A 17,321-nucleotide genomic window follows, 5' to 3' on the forward strand; every position below is an offset into this window, starting at 1 on the left:
GGCGCCCACTTCGCTAGGAAGCTGGCTCATCAGTTCGGCGTGTTCCGCCGTGCTGGTAGGGGCGCATTATAGGGAGCGGCGCTGCGATGACAAGACTTTTTTTGAAGAAAATCACGAAAATTTCAAATTATTCAATTAGAAACAGCTTATTCAGTGTATATATACAATGTTATCCACAATCCGGTTATTTCACTCCCATTTTAGCGTCATTTATGTCGCCTTCAGTGACCTTGGGAATGCCATACTGGAGCCGATAACCTCTCCCGAGTGGTCCATGGTAGCGCCAATCAGGAAAGCTGGTTACCATGGAGGTGAATATAGTGTTGCACCTTTTTTGCTTTCATTTACAAAAGGTCTTTTAAGATGAATTTATCCAAGTTTCCCGTATATATGCAGGCCGCAATCCTTGCTCTGGTATTGGCAGTGGTTGGCTACCTGGTTGCCCAGGCCCTGCAGTTCTCTTTGAAAGCGGAAGTGATTTTTGCAGCAGGTCTGGCCATCGGCGGTTTCGTAGTACCGCTGTTCCTGAAGCGAACCTCGGCTAATGTCGCTGAGTCGATCGCCAATCAGGAGACTTGCACCTTATATGTAGGCAACCTGCCCTATCGCGCCAATGAGATTGCTGTGCGCGAGTTGTTTGCCGAACAGGGCCAGGTCATTTCCGTGCGGTTGATGAAAGACAAAGCAACTGGCAAGCGCAGAGGTTTCGGTTTCGTGGAGATGCCTGCCGCCGATGCCGCCAAGGCGATTGCCGCGTTGAATGACAAAGAGTACCAGCAGCGCACCCTCAAGGTACGTGAAGCGAATGACAAACGTGATAAAGAGGAGAGGGAAGGTAGCGAAGCTGACGCCTAACTGCTCGTCAGTACCTTACCTCTTCCAGTGATGACAGCCCCCATGCTTGCAAGGGGGCTGTCAGTTTTTGAGCCTCCCCATCCAGCCGGGTACAGTAAGCCCTGGCAATCACCTCTTCTATATGTACAGGCTGCACGGCAGAATGCCCGCCATTACTCAGCAACCAGGCCACCCGTTTGGCAACGGCACTGCCCGAGTCAACAAGCTGGCATTGCGGCATCAGTTGCCCAATCTCTTCATTGAGTAGCGGGAAGTGAGTGCAACCAAGCACCAGCGTGTCCGGCTTCTCTTCCCCCTCCAGCCAGTCGGCCAATACCTCGCGCAGCAGCGCCATATTGACCGGTAGGCCCGCCAGCTTGTGTTCGGCTTCTATGACCAGCTCGGTGGTGCCCTTGAGCAGCACCCGCTTGCCGGGAGCAAACTGGGCGATCAGTTCATGGGTATAGTCGCGGCTGACGGTGCCTGGAGTGGCCAGCAGACCGATACAACCGTTGCGAGTCTGTGCAGCGGCGGGCTTGATGGCTGGCACCACCCCCACCACGGGAATATCCAGAGCCTCACGCAAGGCCGGCAGCGTTATGGTGCTGGCCGTGTTGCAGGCAATCACCACCAGATCGATATGATGACGGGCCACCATGGTGGTCACCAAGCGGGTGCAGGCAGCAATCAGGGCGGGCTCGCTCAATTCACCATAGGGGAAGTTGGCGTTGTCGAAGCAGTAGAAATAGTTGTGTGCCGGCAGAACACGGCGGATCTCGCGGTAGATGGTCAGGCCACCCATACCGGAATCAAACACGAGAATATTGGCCACTTGAGCTCCCCTTTGGTGCAAGGCGGCGATCATACTCCCGCCTGCCGCCAATAGAAAAGGCCCTGCCAATGGCAGGGCCTCGGTTTTTCAAGGATGAACTGGAGAAAGCATCAGAAGCGGTAGTCGGCAGTTACTTTGAACTCGGTACCTGGTGATGCATAGCCTTTAGCGACTTCATAATTGCGATCAAACAAATTATCGATACGACCGCCCAATGTCAGCTGATTAGTAGCGGCGTAGGTAGCACCCAAGTTCACAAGGGTATACGGGCTCAACTCAACATTGCCTACATCGAGTCTTTCACCAACATATAGCACCTCTGTACTCCAGGTCATTTGACCTGTCGTGAAACTGGTCAGCCAGGTACCTTTGTGTTTCGCTCGACGCAAGAGTTGCTGATCATTCGTATTTTTGTCCTTGGCGCGTGTGTAGTCATAGTTGAAGTCATGATGTACAAGCCAAGTATCCAAACCAAGGGCCAACTCGATGCCTTCAATCTCGGCATCAGTATTGCCCTTGGTACAGGTGATATAACCTTTTTGGCACTGAATCAGGTTTTGGATTTGGTTACGATAGAAGTTTGCTGACCAGTCCCAACCGGTGTAACGACCGGAGAAATCCAGCTCCAAATTCTTGCTTTCTTCTGGTTGCAATGCCGGATTCTCATAACCCGGGTAGTAAAGATCCATAAAGGTAGGCGCTTTGAAGCCAGTACCGTAGCTCAGCCGTACATTGTGGTTCTCATCAAAATCCAGCCCACTTGCCGCAGACCAGGTATTGTGACGACCATATTGCTGGTTATCATCAGTGCGGCCGGAAAGTTCCCACAGCAGCGCCTGCCAACGGTAGCTTCCCACGGCAAACAATCCTTTATTGTCACGATCGGGGGCATTAAAGTTTTTGCCATAGCTCCGAGAGTCTGACTTCATCTCCTCACGCTGCCAATCTGCACCGCCTGTCAGGCTGACCCCTTCAATACCACTCCAGCTGTTGATCCAGGATAAACGTGTCAGACCTGTATGAATGGGTTGGCCAGTTTCTTCCCCATTACTCTCCAGCCAGTTCTTCAGCTTGTTTTCACCGTAACTGACTTCAAGTCGACTGATCAGATCCTTACCCTGGAACTTGAGACCACCGTCATATTGGAAAGCCTGTACTCGGCTCTGATCCGCAGACAGATAGGGGTCGTCCGTTTCTGTCAGATTGTCATAACCCTGAGCATTAAAATCAGCGCTCCATGCATCATTAAAAGCGTGGTTCAAACCGATTTGGCCATTGCGGCCGGAGAACCCATCCCGGTCAGGCTGCTGAGCATTGGCTACGACATCAAAACCGTCAGTACGCTCGTAGCCAATCAGCATGTTCATATCGGTTTTTTGGCCAAATGACTGAACTGTTCTTAGCTCGCCCTGACCATAGCCATTGCTGCCAGCACCACCTTTCAGATGTGTCTCGCTGCCATTCTTGGCGGATGTTTTGGTGATGAGGTTGATAACACCGCCGATGGCATCAGAACCATACACCGCAGCGCGCGGGCCACGGATATACTCGATGCGCTCGATATTGCCGAGGGGGATCTGGCTGAGATCCGGCGTACCGGCCACCATGGCCGCGATGGGACGCCCATTCATCAGCACCAGTGAATGGTTGGAGTTGGTACCACGTATGAACAGGCTGCTCATGTGACCTCTGCCACCCAGGGTAGTGATCTGCACGCCGGGCAGCGTCTTCAGCAACGCTGGCAAACTCTGCACCTGACGAGATTCGATCTCGGCGCGATCGATCACCACAACGGGCGCCAGCACCGAGCTAACCGGTTGTTCCACGCGGTTGGCCGTAATGACCAGAGTCGGATTGATAGGGATGGTGGTTTGGGCAAACGCCGCCGTCGGCAACAGGGCAGCCGCCAGAAATTTCTTCGACATGAGAGATCCTTAAGTTCGCGTAAGTATCTACTTCGTGGCCGGTTTCTCTCGGCCCGAAATACGAACTCTGGCAGGTCTTCGGGCTCGGGGGCTGATAGCCTACGGCGACGGCTTCCCGCCTGATGGCAGTGCCCTGATGTCGCTTCGTTCCCCCTTACCGCTGCGCGCCAGCTCCGGATTTTCACCGGATTCCCTATTAAGCATGATGCGCCAAAGCGGGAGGATTATAGGCAGAGCCAAGCTGGATGTATAGCCATCCAGATTTCTATTTCTTGCCAGCCAGCGCCGCCAGCCGCTGCTGGGCCCCCTCCATCACCGCCTGTACCCCGGGGTGGGAGAGATGGCGCCCTGCCGAGACCAGATAATAAGAGAGGGTAACGTCGGTGAGGGCCGCAATTCGCTCCACCCCGTAGAGGCGACCAATTTCGTCAGCCATCGCCAGCGGCGCCGGGAAGATCCCCATCCCCGCCTTGCCGAACGACTTCATCAGAGTGGAGTCATCAAACTGCCCCACCAGATGGGGATGAATGCCCTGCTGGCGATACCAGGCCAGCAGCCGATCGTGGGTAGCCGATTTCTCTCCGGGAATAAGCAACGGCAACCCCTCCAGCGAGGCGGGAAAGCCATCCCGCGCCCGCGCCGCCAGCTCGGGGCTGGCAAACAGCGCCAGCGGGCTGCGCCCCAGCTCGTGGTTGTAGCCGCGCACGCCACTGTCGGGGGGAAGCGGGCGATCGATCAGCACCATATCCAGCTTGTGGCGGGCCAGTTCACTGAACAGCTGCTCGGCCCGCTCCTCGTGACACACCAGGCGCAGCGGGGTCGCCAGCGCCATGGCGGGAGCCAGCAGCTCGAACGCCAGAGTACGGGGTACCGAATCGGCGATCCCCACCTGCATGGTCAGTTCCTGACTGGCGTGGCGCAGGGTGTGCTCCAGCTCGGCACCGAGCGAGAAAATCGTCCCCGCCTGTTCCTGCGCCTGCCGCCCGGCAGCAGTCAGCACCAGACGCCTACCCACCCGGTTGAACAGCGCCACCCCGAGGGACTGCTCCAGCTCGGCGACCTGACCGCTGATGGTCTGCGGCGTGAGGTGCAGCTGTTCGGCAGCTTGTGTCACGCTGCCACTGCGCGCCACATGCCAGAAATAGTAGAGCTGTTTGTAGTTGAGCATGCCGTTCCCTATCAGTTTTTACCGAACAACCATCAGCGAGAATCTGATTTTATCGAAACATTGCGGGCTCTAGCATGCAACCATTATCTGAACTGCCCTGCGAGCCATCATGCTGGACGTCGTTGTTCTCTTCTTTCTGTTTGGTCTGCTGGCCGGTCTGGTGCGCTCCGAGCTCAAACTGCCGCCTGCCCTCTACGATACCCTCTCCCTCTTTTTGCTGCTGGCCATCGGCCTCAAGGGCGGCGTCGGTCTGGCCCAGCAATCCTTGCTGCCCCTGCTGCCGCAACTTGCGCTGGTGATCCTGCTCGGCGTGGTGCAGACCCTGCTCGGCTTTGCTGTGCTGCGCTTCAAGATGAACCGGGTGGATGCAGCCGCCACCGCCGCCCACTACGGCTCGGTCAGCGTCGCCACCTTCGCGGTCGGAGTGAACTGGCTCACCGAGCGGGGCATCAGCTTTGAATCCCAGCTTTCGATCTTCCTCGCGGTGATGGAGATCCCCGCCATTCTGGTGGGCATAGTGCTGGCCCGCGGCATCAGCCGAGAGACCCGCTGGCGCATGCTGGCCCACGAGACCTTCCTCGGCAAAGGGGTGACCCTGCTGCTGGGCGGCATGGCCATCGGCTATCTGGCCGGGCCGGACGGAATTGCCCCGCTCAAACCGTTGTTTGTCGACCTGTTCAAGGGAGCGCTGGCGCTGTTCCTGCTGGAGATGGGCCTCATCGTCGCCCGTCAGTGTCAGGATCTGCGCCACCACGGCCTGTTCCTGCTCGGCTTCGCCCTGTTGATGCCGCTCGCTTCCGCGGGACTGGGATTGGCAGCTGGCCAGCTGATGGGCCTCTCTCTCGGCGGCCTGACCCTGCTGGCCACCCTGGCGGCGAGCGCCTCCTATATTGCCGTGCCGGCCACCATGCGCATCGCCGTGCCTCAGGCCAACCCGGGGCTGTCCCTCAGCGCCGTGCTGGGGGTCACCTTCCCGTTCAACATCATGCTGGGGATCCCGCTCTACCACAGCTGGGCCCGCCACTTCACGGAGTAGCCACATGCAGACCGAGACCCGCACCCTGCTGACCATCATTACGGAAGCCAATCTGGAGCCGACCCTGCTGCGCACCCTCACCCGGGAGGGGCTGCGCGGCTACACCATCACAGATGCCCGCGGCCGGGGGGATCATGGCGAGCGCAACGCCAGCTGGAGCGAGAGCGGCAACATCAGGCTGGAGGCTATCTGCAGCCGGGAGCAGGCGGAGCGGCTGCTGGCCCACCTGCAGAGTCGCTACTACCCCGACTACGCCATGATCGCCTTTCTGCAACCGGTCGAAATAGTGCGACCCGAGAAATTCTGAGCCGGCTTGCCGGCTCTTTTTGTTCACCAAAAGCAAACGTTTAACAACAAGGAACCAATACACATGAACACCCCTCCGTTGATCGGCCTGGTAATGGGCTCCGACTCCGACTGGCCCGTGCTGCAGACCGCCGCCCGCATCCTCAAGGAGCACGGTGTGCCCTACGAGGCACAGGTGGTATCGGCCCATCGCACCCCGGACCTGCTGTTCGAGTATGCCGCCACTGCCCGCGAGCGCGGCCTGCGCGCCATCATCGCCGGAGCCGGTGGCGCCGCTCACCTGCCGGGTATGGTCGCCGCCAAGACCACATTGCCGGTGCTGGGGGTGCCCATCCCCTCCCGCCATCTCAAGGGAATGGACTCCCTACTCTCCATCGTGCAGATGCCCAAGGGGGTGCCGGTCGCCACCTTCGCCATCGGCGAAGCGGGGGCTGCCAACGCCGCCCTGTTCGCGGTCTCCCTGCTCTCGGTCGCCCGGGATGACGACGCCCCCCGTTACCGGCAGCAGCTCGACGACTTCCGCACCCGCGAGCGCGACCGGGTGCTGGCCCTCACGCTGGAGGAATCGACATGATACTGCCACCCGCCACCCTCGGCATGCTGGGGGGCGGCCAGCTCGGCCGCTACTTCGTGATGGCCGCCCACCGCCTCGGCTACAAGGTGGTGGTACTGGATCCCGACCCGGCCAGCATCGCCGGTGCCGCAGCCGATCACCATATTGTCGCCCCCTATGACGACACCGCAGCCCTGCACGAACTGGCCAGCCGCTGCGAGGCCATCAGCTGCGAGTTCGAAAATGTGCCCGCCGCCACCCTGGCACTGCTCGAAAAACAAAAGCCGGTACGCCCGGGCGCCAGCGCGGTGCGCATCTGTCAGGATCGCCGTGAAGAGAAAGCCTTTCTGCGCGGAGCTGACATCACGGTCGCCCCCTATCTGGCGCTACTGCCGGAAGAGCCCATCCCCGCACAGGCCAGCGAACTCTTGCCCGCCATTCTCAAGACGGCCCGCGAGGGGTACGACGGCAAGGGGCAATGGCAAGTGAGCGGTCTGGATGAGCTGGCAACGGTGTTGGCAGCCAGTGGTGTGCCCTGCGTGCTGGAAAAACGGCTGGCGCTGGAGGGGGAGTTTGCCCTGACCCTGGCGCGCAGCCCGAGCGGTGCCATCAGCGCCCTGCCTCTGGTGCAGAACTGGCACAGCGGCGGCATTCTGGACCAGACCCGCTCCCCGGCCAATGTGCCAACGCTGGAGAGCGAAGCCAAAGCAATAACCGAACGGCTGATAGCAGCTCTCGATTACGTTGGGGTACTGACGGTGGAGTTCTTTCTGGTGGAAGGTAGACTGCTGGTCAACGAGCTGGCGCCCCGCCCCCACAACTCGGGTCACCCCAGCATCGACAACGCTGCATGCAGCCAGTTCGAGTTGCAGGTGCGCGCCCTGTGCGATCTGCCGCTGCCGGATCAGATCGCCGTGCGTCCCGCCCTGTTAATCAACCTGCTGGGTGATCTCTGGCAGAACGGCACACCCGACTGGGCTGCCCTGCTGGCGCTGCCCGGCCTGCATCTGCACCTCTACGGCAAGGGCGAACCACGCCCCGGCCGCAAGATGGGCCATATCACGGTAACCGGTGACGACTGGTCAACGGTGGAGGAGACCTGCAGCAAGGCTCGTCAGCTGCTGGGACTCGCACCACCACGATAAATCGTATGAGATATGGCTGACGATCGCGACATCCACCGTATGGGGTTCGGCCAGCAGCAAGATAAGTTACATGACCAACCCCTCATCCGCCATCCTTGCCGTAGTGCGGTAGGTTCTAGAGCCGCAAGTTGCAACAGCGCTGGTGTAACAAGGTAGCGAGTACACTGCCAACGTATCAGGGAAGCCAGATGTCGTTACCAAACACCACAAACAACATCATCTAATTTCCGAGCAAAACAAGAATTCTATATCTATGACTAAAAGGAGAGAACACTGGGTCATATCCCGTGTCAGCGTATTCCGAACAGTGGGGCCCTGATTAAACTTTACAATTATCAGGTCGATAGATAAGAGCTCCCCGGCAGCGGGGTAACTTCGATATCCAGGAGATAATCATATGTCTCAGAAAGGAGTTCTGGTGGCACTACTGACTGTTTGCTACACGATGTCGGCTCAGGCCGACAAGCTAACCTCTCAGATCGCCTGGCCAGCCACCGCCAGCAAAAGTACCGGGATGGAAATCTCACTCACCCACCCGGGTCAACAACAGGTCAATTCCTCGTTCACATCCAGCCCAGTCCAGACCGAGGCCATCAACGTCAGCAACTCGGATTTCAATACCACCTATCAATTGCAGGCCCGCACCCTGTATGCCAGTTTGCCCGAGCAGGCCGATACCGACTTCAAGCTATCTCTCAACGGCCAGCCACTGCCACGACACCATGCCCTGCCACTAACCCAAGCCACCCGTTACTTCCTCAGCTACCAGGCCTCAACCGCCAAACCGGATCAAACCGGCGAAGCGGCCTATGAACTACTGGTCTATTGGCACGGCTGAGCATCCATGAAGGCATGTCCAACATGCCTTCATTTTCATGCCAGTTCTGGCTGCATTCTCATTATCGCTTGCCTGACAATCCCATATGAATACTGCAATTGCTGCAATGCCCCAAGCAATTCCTGTGGCTCAAGCCCGGCCGATTCCGCCTCACTACACACCGCCACCAGTTTCATTGCTCCCATGATCCTGGCCCCGCCTTTCAGGCGATGCACATAATCAAGAAACCGGGCTACCTCACCGTCATCGGCAGCCTGCCGTAGGCACAGCAGATCATCATCACTCGCTCGTGCAAACTCGTTCAACAAAGGCAACATGAGTGCAGGCTGATGACCGGTCAAAGGTCCCAGACACAACTTAATCTCCTGCATGCAATGCTCGATCTCCCTCTGTTCTTCATGTCGCATGTGGCGGCCCAGACAGCACTCCAGCTCCTCCAGTCCCACTGGTTTGAACAGGCAATCGTCCATGCCAGCCGCCAGCCCCTCGCTCACCTGCTCCTGACGGGCATCAGCCGTCAACCCCAAGATAAGGCAACGATGAGCCCCCCTATCCAATTCCAGAGCTCTATATTGGCGAGTCAATTCAAAACCACTCATGCCGGGCATATTGAAGTCGGTGATTATTACGTCAAAGGGCACTTTAACAAGAAGATCCAACGCATCGGCACCCGACTCAACAGCCGTTGCATCATGCCCGAGATACGCCAACTGCTGACTGACCAGCAGCCGGTTAGTAGGGTGATCATCCACGATCATGACCCGTAGCTGACGGGTATAGCCCGTCATCGTGCCCAATGCCACTGGCGATGCAGGCTCGACTGCGCTGGCCAACGGCAACTTCATCTCGATACTGACACAAGTGCCGCGTCCGAGTTCACTCTCAAGCAACAGAGCCCCTCCCATCAACTCACAGAGCGAGCGGGAGATCATCAGACCGAGACCCGTGCCAGAACGCTGGATGTGCTCAGGCTGCCTCGCCTGACCAAAAGGCTGGAACAGCCTGGCTTGATCAGCGGGAGCAATGCCTATGCCCGTATCCCGAATAGCCAGCTGCAAAGTACACCAGCCGTCACTGGCTTTTGATTGCAACTCGACCCGCACCGATCCCTTATCCGTGTACTTTATGGCATTGCTGATAAGATTGGAGAGGATTTGTTTGTAGCAGATACTATCGACCAGAACCCAGCGAGGCTCACTGGCTGCGAGCTCCAGTTGCAAGTTCTTTTGTCTGGCCAGAGCGGTAAATACAGTGACGACCGAAGCCGTCAGCGCCACGATGTCATGGGATTCCGGCCTTAGTTCGAGCCGACCGGACTCTATCTTGGAAATATCCAGAATATCGCCAATCAGGCTCAACAGATCCTTGGCCGAACCATGGGCGATGGAGAGTGAGGCCTTGTCCTCTTCATGCAGTCGAGCACGGCGCAAGGTCAGTTCCAGCAACCCAATAATTGCATTCATGGGTGTACGAATCTCATGGCTCATGGTCGCCAAAAAAGTCGACTTGGCACGATTGGCGTCCTGAGCATCCTGGCTGGCCAGGGCCAGCTCTTCTAACAAACGCAGCCGCTCGCTCACATCGATCCAGCCCCCAATGACCCCTTGAACACTCCCCTCAAGATCAAAGTAAGGTTGAACCCAGTGATAAACATCGACAACGCCTGTTGTCATTGACAAGCGATGATCACCTTGCCTGACACACCGCACTGTACGTGCCATGCTGAAATCCTCTAGCAAGGGAGCCAGGAAAGGCCAGCGCCGTATATCTTCCTCCATGGTAGTGCCCAGCAGACTATCTTTCTCCTCACCAAAAAAACCAGCATAGGAGCTGTTACACAGCACCAGTCTATCCTCCTGATCCCGGGCATAAATGGGATGAGGTGTGCCATCAACCAGATCTTCGATGAACTTGAGCTGCGTGCTCAAGGCCACTTCAGCAGCTCTACGCTGGCGCACCTGCTTGTGCAGGGATAGACCCCACAGACCAATCCAGATAGTCAGCAGCATGATCAAGGCGATGATGCCGCCAAATTCCCGCACCAGTTCCTGCCAAGTTATTGCCTCCTGTTGGGTACTGACGCGCCAGCGATTGGAAAGGCCCTCCAGCTCATCCGGCGGAATCATGGCTATCACTTGATCCAGGATGTCCCTTAGAATCCGGCGCTCCGGGGGAACAGCAAAAGCTGCGCTTATTGGAATAGATTCAAAAAGTTCGCCCGTAATGAACAGGCTGTCCGGAAACTTGCTATTTATGTAGTGCTTGGCAACTCGCAATGGAAGCACGGTCACATCACAAAGCTTGCTTGCCACACAACGCAATGCATCTTCGATGCGATCGAACTGCTTGGCCTTCAACTGGCCATACTCTTCCTCAATCGCCTGTTCGGAAATAAAATCCTTTACCATCGCAACCGTACCGGTTTTAAGTAACGTCTCCGGCACCGTTGCCTCGTGACTGACTCCTACGACATAAGCCAAAGGCTCCAGTACAAAGGCGCGGCTGAACAAATAACTACTTCTACGTGCGTCCGATGGGCTCAATACCGCTATGTCTACCTGACGCTCGTCAAGCAGCTTTAGCATCTGTGTAGTCGTCTTAACCGGTACAATCTCTATTTCAACACCCAGTTTCGCCCGCAGAACTTGCAGCAAGTCAGCAACAACCCCATGCAAGGTGTTATTTACATCTAGAAAGCTAAGCGGAGGAACACCATCATTAACGCCAATTTTTATTTTTTTTTGTTTACCTAGCCAGTTCCACTGCTCGTTACTTAACTCAACCTTACGCGCGCTGATAGAAAGGCCACCTCCATTCCAACGCTTTGCAATTTCCTCACGTTTCCCATCTAGAATTTCCTCTAAAGCAATATTTATAATTTTTTTTAGCCGTTGATTTCTCCTGTCTAAAGAAAATGAAAAACCATGAGTATCTCGATATAGTGGCTTTAATAACTGAATACTGTCTTGGTAAAACTTATTAACAATGAAATTTCCTGAAATCATATCCAGCATCACAGCATCTACTTGCCCATAAGCAACGGCAGCAAGTGCGCTGTAACGAGATGGATACATTTTTATTTGTATGCCTGGTAGATATCGCTTCACATCAATTGTGGGAAGATAATACTCTGGAACAGCCACAGTTCGTATGTCATGTTCATCTACATGTATATTTTTATATATAGCTGGATCATCCGGCATATATTTATCTGTTAACAATAGCTGCTGTTGTTCTTCATAGGCATTAGACGTGCTTAAGAAGTCGATCTCTCCACGTTTCAGCGCCTCAATAGCTTCAGCGCGAGATGGTATACTTTTCACAACGATCTCGATACGCAACAAATGGCTCAACATTCCAACAATGTCAGCGGTAACTCCTTCGTATGCATTAGCGCGTAGTGTAATATCCATAGGAGGATTATCAGGCATTGGGACTCCGAGCACCAAGCGCCCCTTATTTCGCAACCAAAGCCATTCTTCCACATGTAATGGCAAAAAATTTTTATCAATATATTCACTGTCATTTCGCGAATACACATGCAAGAATGGCGACTCAACATGACTTGCTGAGGCAAAAAATGCGCATAATAAAGCCAGAGCGGCTACGTATGATGCTTTCATATTCACAGTAACTCTTGGCGCTTGGCCAGGCTAATCAGGTCAACCATATTGGTCACATTCAGTTTCTGCATCAACCGAGTTTTGTACGTACTGACTGTTTTTTCACTAAGCAACATACTCTCTGCAATTTGTTTGTTGGTATGCCCCTGACATATTTGCATTAACACACTCATTTCTCTATCAGAGAGGACAGATAAGACATCTTCGCGATCAACTTCATGAGCATACCTCGCCCCGGCCATTACATTTCTAGGGAAGCACAGCTGGCCTTTACCAATTTTAACAAGTACATTTTTCAGCAAAGAAAGATCATCTAACTTTGATATAAACCCATCTGCACCAGCTTGCAAGCAGCGCACCATAATATGATGTGTAGCTTGAGCAGATAATATTACAACTTTAATTTCAGCATCCATATCCTTAAGTCTTTTAATAACCTCAACACCATCTAGCTTAGGAATGCCTATATCTAGAATGACTATGTCAGGGTTATTTGTACGTGCAACCAAAATAGCATCCACGCCATTATCAACCTCAGCGACAATATGATGATCGTCTTGCTGCAACAGAATACGAACAGCCATCCTGATGGCTGGGTGATCATCCACTATCAATATTTTTGCCATATATCTACCTACTAAAAATTTGATGCTGCGCATACTAACTATAAATGCAGCATATGCACCATATAGCACCCAGATATTAATAACATGTTACACATTTAAACCATTTGCTAATTTCAGTGCCATCCCCAGCTTGCAATGCTCAATTTTAGCGATATAAATCATAGCGTTATGCGTAACAGATCTCTTTTGGCTCCTTTCTCTCGATATCATTGTCTCTGACGAGTTCATACGATCCACCATAAAAATCACAATGACTATTTGATTTTAAATCAAAGCATAAAAACCATATAAATCAAATAAATAGTGAGCAACAAATCCATCTGTAAAGCCGTCATGTCAGAACTTATTTAAGTTGCATACAACAACCACCTTTTAGGATTTTTCCTACACACCATTAAATCGATCCAGGCAGGTCCGTCCAGTATCTTTGTCGGCGAAAAGATGAGCTGATTGGCGAAGCATCACGCTTCGGTAATCGGCAGAGTTGCTTGGACAAAAGAGTCCTGCAAGCTGGAAAGGGAATGCACCCTGGGTGCGTGGAATCAAACGGGTGGCAGCAAATGCCCCCATCAGAAAATGTGTAGGAAATATCAAGATGAAAAAGACTCTGATTGCGCTGACTGTTGCAGGGCTGGGTTTCACTGCAGCTGCTAACGCCGCTGTAGAAGCAAAAGCAGTTGCGAAATGGAAAGCAACAGCCAAAAAAGACACTGTGTCTGAACTGGTAGTAACACCACTCGACAGCCTCTCTTTCCAATATGCAGAAGGGATCAAGGGCTTTAATACCGTTAGTGGTCTGTTCGATGTAGCAATCCAGGGTGATGACAGCGCAACCGACTTTACGCTGAAAGCCAAGAAGCTGAGCGGCACACTGAACCATCTGAGCGGTGGCTCCACCGTTGATGTCGGCGTGTTCTGGATGGGTCAACCGGTCACCGAAAATGCCTATACCACGCTGATCGATACCGCCGCTGGCAACACTGGCGGTGATCTTTCTCCGCTGGCCAGCTCCTTTAATGTTGGCAATGCAACTGATATTCAGCGTCACACAGCTCAGGGCTCGTTCACTTTCAATATTGAAAGCGCCACGGCCAACGGCGTAGCAGCAGCTTTCGATACCCTGCCGGATGGTATGTGGACCGGGGAAGTCAACGTCGAGTTCGTTGCTAACTGGATCTAATTGCCACAGCGGATTTTACGCAGGGCCCCTCAGGGGCCCTTTTAATCACAGGAGTTCTCATGAACCTGAAAATGCTGATGGCATCCATGCTGTTGCTTCCCATGACCAGCCAAGCTATCAACGTTGGCTCTGTCACGACCTTCATTGATGCTGACAGCCAAGACGCCGCCAAGGAGATCGAAAACGCCAGTTCACAAGCCAGGTTAGTCACCATCTCCGTCAGCCGAATCTCGTCGCCAGAAGAAGGTGGCGAAGAGATCCCTATGGAAGTCGCAGGCGAGTTGATGCTCTCGCCAAGTCGACTGGTATTACCCGCCAATGCCAAAAATAACGTGCGTTTCTTTTATAAGGGCCCACAGGATGGCAAAGAGCGTTACTACCGCATCCGATGGCTGGATACCGCCCTGTCGATGGACGACCAGAAAAACAATCGTCGCCAGGCCGTGGCAACGACCTCAGCCCAGATTGGCACCATTCTGGTTGTAACCCCGCGTCAGCAAAAGTTCGCCTACAACTTGCAAAACGGAGTGCTAACCAATCAGGGAAATGCCTCTTATCGCACTGTGGCCTATGGACCCTGTCTGGACACAAAGCGACAAGAACAATGCAAAGAAACATATTACGACTTGCCCGGTAAAAAGCGTCATTTCAAGAAAGTGGATATGCACAATCCCAAAAGCCACTTGGGCCTATGGCTCGGTCAAGAGTTCATCGTCGTCAAATAACCCGTTTGTACTGGTACAGCCTGTACCACTCGGTCGAGTGGCGGTGTTGTCTTGCCGGAATCTGTAAACCATGGTGCTTGATATGTTGAAGAAAACCTGCCTGTTGCCGCTCTCCATGCTGATAGTTGTTTCTACCTCGGCCAACAGCGCGGCGCCACTCAAGATTGCCAATGTCATCATCCCGGCCAGCTTTGCAAAGGCACTGGAAGAGGGGCTGGCGGTTCCTGTTCGCCTGCAATATTCCGATGAAAACAACGGACTCGACACATTGACAGACAGTCCTATCGGTAATGCAACTCTGCTTCTACAGGGTGGACAGCTCCATTTGTTACGTATCGACTTCAGTGCTGGTGAACAACAGCAACTACTCAACGATGCGCTTACCAACATGCTTGCCAATGAACAAAGGCGTACATTCTCTGCGGAAGGGCGGTTGCAAATAGATAGCAACGCGAGCATGCAGCTTGACCTAGTGTCCATGTTGCTGACGATTCAAGTCTCACGCGAAGCATTTGGCCAAGCCAAACAGCAAGACAACCGGGTTGCATTGACACCAAGCGTTGACACCCTGACAGGAGTACATCGCTACAACATGGGTTACTCTTTCAACAATAACCAACAAAGTGGTCATAGCGACTCGAACTTCCTGCAACTGAACAGCACCGTCGGGCTGGGTGCGCATCATATAGCCATGGATGCCTCTCTTTATAATCTCGGGGAACCAGAACAATCCGGAGACATCTATCGCGTCATGTACGAGCGAGATCTTGATGACCGTCGTATTGCTGCAGGGATGGTGTCGACATGGGACCTTCAGACGCTGAGCGGGGTAACCGCCCTAAGTGCCGGACGTATTTACGGTGCGTCGTATGGCAACCAGGCACAGTCACGCAAGCAGACAGTCAATGAGTCGACCACTCAGGTGCAAGTCTTCATGCCAGCCAATGGCGAGGCCAGGATATACCGAGATGGACGACTGATTGCGTTGCAAAATTTGGCTATCGGCAACCAAAACATCGATACCTCGGCTTTTCCCAACGGGATTTATAACGTCACTGTTGAAGTGTATGTCGATGGGCGCCTTACCAGCACCACAAGCCAACGAGTGACCAAATTAGGTGGTACTCAGCACTTTACCCAAGAGTGGGGATGGCAATTGTGGGGAGGGATGATGGAAGGGACGCAGGAGAATGGCGATTCCCCATTGCTTGGTATGTCGTTGGCTCGTTCGTTTAACACCATTGAGTTGGCCACGACATCGTATGCGTTCAAAGACGCCGCGGTAGGTGAAGCTCGCGCCAGCTGGCAAGTAAACGAACACCTCAATACCCAATTGCAAAGCATGGTGTCTTCCGATCAATCCTGGAGATTCGCATCCGGTCTATCCCTGCAGGCTTATGAAAATGCGTCCCTGTGGCTCAGCCAGGAAAAACTGAAAGTAGGTAATACCCTGACGGTAAGTGACGCGGAACTTTACTCTGCCGGTATTACCTTGAATCTAGGTGGCTGGATTGATGGTCTTGGGCAACTGACATTTAATACCACGCATGACCGTGAAATGAACAGTGAACGTAGCTACGTTGATTACAGCCAGCACCTCTATTCTGGCCGCTATGGCAATCTGTCGATGCGAGCAAGCTTGCAAAGTGACGGCGGGACGTTCAATAGTTTTGATAACAGAAGTATCACGCTCGACTACTCTATTCCATTCGACAATTTATTCAGCTTGGGTATGAGCAGCAACGAGCAAGGCCAGACAACTGCCAACTTGAATTATCAAAAACGTATGGATGGCGTCATTAATCTGGCCTCATTCAACGCCTCTCGAATGGTGCATGGTAGCGATGTTCATAATACAGCGCTCTCCGGAACCTTGGGTTTCGAGAACAAAGCGATTGGTGGTACGGTAACGATGGGACGTGGCCACAGCGGCGATATAAATGGCAATCTCATTGCTCGTGGTGCACTTGTCACAACTCTAGACTCAGTGATTACCTCAAGCCAAAATAGCTCAGGCTCCGGACTCATTATTAACACCGGGATAGATCGTGAAGGACAGATGCTTGCCAAAATCAATGGTCAGGACTACCCCTTAAAAGGCGAGCAAACCTTTTTAGCTCTCTCACCTTATAGTGAATACGAAATCGAGCTGCTCAATAGCAAGCAAGGCAAAGACAGCTATGACATTAATACCGGAAAACAAAAGTACACTTTATTCCCCGGTAACGTAGCAACCCTGGATGCCAGCAATGCTATCAAAGAAATGGTCACTGTATTTGGCATACTAAGAGCCGAAGATGGCTCCCTGATAGTTAATGCACGAATTGATAACCATGTTGGCACCACTATCACCAATGATGTTGGAGAGTTTTCACTGGATGTGGATAAATCCAACCCAATATTGACATTCCGCAACGGCAGTGAGTTTTGTGAAGCGGAACTTGATCTTGAAAAACATTCAGGAGCAGCTTGGGTAGGAATGATAACCTGCCAAGGAATGCCGACCTATGCCATGTTGAGAGATTATTGA

14 protein-coding genes and 1 riboswitch are annotated in these 17,321 nt (G+C 53.6%); of the genes, 9 read left to right on the forward strand and 5 right to left on the reverse strand.

Annotated elements, in window-relative coordinates; translation table 11 throughout:
- Positions 1-363 precede the first annotated feature (363 nt).
- Positions 364-855: an RNA recognition motif domain-containing protein gene (locus tag G5367_RS16365; RefSeq protein ID WP_204482057.1), complete on the forward strand. Its 492-nt coding sequence runs from the start codon at positions 364-366 to the stop codon at positions 853-855.
- Between the two features lie 7 nt (positions 856-862).
- Here G5367_RS16365 and murI read toward each other — a convergent pair whose 3' ends face one another.
- The 3 genes from murI to G5367_RS16380 all read right to left on the reverse strand — a co-directional run bounded on the left by murI (position 863) and on the right by G5367_RS16380 (position 4,759).
- Positions 863-1,666: a glutamate racemase gene (gene murI / locus G5367_RS16370; protein WP_421244791.1), complete on the reverse strand. Its 804-nt coding sequence runs from the start codon at positions 1,664-1,666 to the stop codon at positions 863-865.
- A 110-nt stretch (positions 1,667-1,776) separates the two neighbouring features.
- Positions 1,777-3,591: a TonB-dependent receptor domain-containing protein gene (locus G5367_RS16375; protein WP_421244790.1), complete on the reverse strand. Its 1,815-nt coding sequence runs from the start codon at positions 3,589-3,591 to the stop codon at positions 1,777-1,779.
- Between the two features lie 51 nt (positions 3,592-3,642).
- A riboswitch (cobalamin riboswitch) is annotated at positions 3,643-3,821 on the reverse strand.
- A gap of 35 nt (positions 3,822-3,856) precedes the next feature.
- A complete protein-coding gene (locus G5367_RS16380) occupies positions 3,857-4,759 on the reverse strand; it encodes a LysR family transcriptional regulator (protein ID WP_421244789.1) in 903 nt (300 codons plus the stop codon).
- Positions 4,760-4,868: 109 nt separating this feature from the next.
- Here G5367_RS16380 and G5367_RS16385 point away from each other — a divergent pair, with 109 nt between their 5' ends.
- From G5367_RS16385 to G5367_RS16405, 5 genes are all read left to right on the forward strand, one after another.
- Positions 4,869-5,795, forward strand: a complete 927-nt coding sequence (locus tag G5367_RS16385; protein ID WP_421244788.1) for a sodium-dependent bicarbonate transport family permease — start codon at positions 4,869-4,871, stop codon at positions 5,793-5,795.
- A gap of 4 nt (positions 5,796-5,799) precedes the next feature.
- Positions 5,800-6,102 (forward strand): P-II family nitrogen regulator, encoded by a 303-nt coding sequence (locus G5367_RS16390; protein ID WP_033138869.1) that lies wholly within the window; start codon positions 5,800-5,802, stop codon positions 6,100-6,102.
- 63 nt (positions 6,103-6,165) lie between these two features.
- Entirely contained in the window at positions 6,166-6,675 is a 510-nt protein-coding gene (purE, locus tag G5367_RS16395; protein WP_421244787.1) for a 5-(carboxyamino)imidazole ribonucleotide mutase, read from the forward strand.
- Complete coding sequence (locus G5367_RS16400; protein WP_421244786.1) at positions 6,672-7,799, forward strand: 5-(carboxyamino)imidazole ribonucleotide synthase; 1,128 nt, start codon at positions 6,672-6,674, stop codon at positions 7,797-7,799. The genes purE and G5367_RS16400 overlap by 4 nt, the downstream gene beginning before the upstream one ends.
- 397 nt (positions 7,800-8,196) lie before the next feature.
- Positions 8,197-8,637, forward strand: a complete 441-nt coding sequence (locus G5367_RS16405) for a hypothetical protein (RefSeq protein WP_005342112.1) — start codon at positions 8,197-8,199, stop codon at positions 8,635-8,637.
- Positions 8,638-8,672: 35 nt separating this feature from the next.
- On the opposite strand, the gene G5367_RS16410 is transcribed toward G5367_RS16405, so the two are convergent.
- Entirely contained in the window at positions 8,673-12,260 is a 3,588-nt protein-coding gene (locus G5367_RS16410) for an ATP-binding protein (protein ID WP_421294691.1), read from the reverse strand.
- Positions 12,261-12,262: 2 nt separating this feature from the next.
- Complete coding sequence (locus G5367_RS16415) at positions 12,263-12,886, reverse strand: response regulator transcription factor (RefSeq protein ID WP_005342116.1); 624 nt, start codon at positions 12,884-12,886, stop codon at positions 12,263-12,265.
- A gap of 595 nt (positions 12,887-13,481) precedes the next feature.
- Here G5367_RS16415 and ecpA point away from each other — a divergent pair.
- From ecpA to G5367_RS16430, 3 genes are all read left to right on the forward strand, one after another.
- On the forward strand, positions 13,482-14,066 hold the full coding sequence (gene ecpA, locus G5367_RS16420; RefSeq protein WP_216979768.1) for a common pilus major fimbrillin subunit EcpA: 585 nt from the start codon (positions 13,482-13,484) through the stop codon (positions 14,064-14,066).
- A gap of 59 nt (positions 14,067-14,125) precedes the next feature.
- Positions 14,126-14,791: a hypothetical protein gene (locus G5367_RS16425; protein WP_005342120.1), complete on the forward strand. Its 666-nt coding sequence runs from the start codon at positions 14,126-14,128 to the stop codon at positions 14,789-14,791.
- Positions 14,792-14,873: 82 nt separating this feature from the next.
- Positions 14,874-17,321 (forward strand): TcfC E-set like domain-containing protein, encoded by a 2,448-nt coding sequence (locus tag G5367_RS16430; protein WP_421244785.1) that lies wholly within the window; start codon positions 14,874-14,876, stop codon positions 17,319-17,321.

This window comes from Aeromonas sp. 604282, assembly GCF_049170575.1.
In the GTDB taxonomy this organism is placed as follows: Bacteria; Pseudomonadota; Gammaproteobacteria; order Enterobacterales; family Aeromonadaceae; genus Aeromonas; species Aeromonas veronii_A.

Bases quoted from the DNA above. Each gene is read 5' to 3' on its own strand.
- G5367_RS16390 (WP_033138869.1), top strand. From the start codon at position 5,800: ATGCAGACCGAGACCCGCACCCTGCTGACCATCATTACGGAAGCCAAT.
- G5367_RS16375 (WP_421244790.1), bottom strand. From the start codon at position 3,591: ATGTCGAAGAAATTTCTGGCGGCTGCCCTGTTGCCGACGGCGGCGTTT.
- G5367_RS16425 (WP_005342120.1), top strand. From the start codon at position 14,126: ATGAACCTGAAAATGCTGATGGCATCCATGCTGTTGCTTCCCATGACC.
- G5367_RS16400 (WP_421244786.1), top strand. From the start codon at position 6,672: ATGATACTGCCACCCGCCACCCTCGGCATGCTGGGGGGCGGCCAGCTC.
- G5367_RS16405 (WP_005342112.1), top strand. From the start codon at position 8,197: ATGTCTCAGAAAGGAGTTCTGGTGGCACTACTGACTGTTTGCTACACG.
- purE (WP_421244787.1), top strand. From the start codon at position 6,166: ATGAACACCCCTCCGTTGATCGGCCTGGTAATGGGCTCCGACTCCGAC.
- G5367_RS16430 (WP_421244785.1), top strand. From the start codon at position 14,874: ATGTTGAAGAAAACCTGCCTGTTGCCGCTCTCCATGCTGATAGTTGTT.
- G5367_RS16380 (WP_421244789.1), bottom strand. From the start codon at position 4,759: ATGCTCAACTACAAACAGCTCTACTATTTCTGGCATGTGGCGCGCAGT.
- G5367_RS16385 (WP_421244788.1), top strand. From the start codon at position 4,869: ATGCTGGACGTCGTTGTTCTCTTCTTTCTGTTTGGTCTGCTGGCCGGT.
- G5367_RS16410 (WP_421294691.1), bottom strand. From the start codon at position 12,260: ATGAAAGCATCATACGTAGCCGCTCTGGCTTTATTATGCGCATTTTTT.
- ecpA (WP_216979768.1), top strand. From the start codon at position 13,482: ATGAAAAAGACTCTGATTGCGCTGACTGTTGCAGGGCTGGGTTTCACT.
- G5367_RS16365 (WP_204482057.1), top strand. From the start codon at position 364: ATGAATTTATCCAAGTTTCCCGTATATATGCAGGCCGCAATCCTTGCT.
- G5367_RS16415 (WP_005342116.1), bottom strand. From the start codon at position 12,886: ATGGCAAAAATATTGATAGTGGATGATCACCCAGCCATCAGGATGGCT.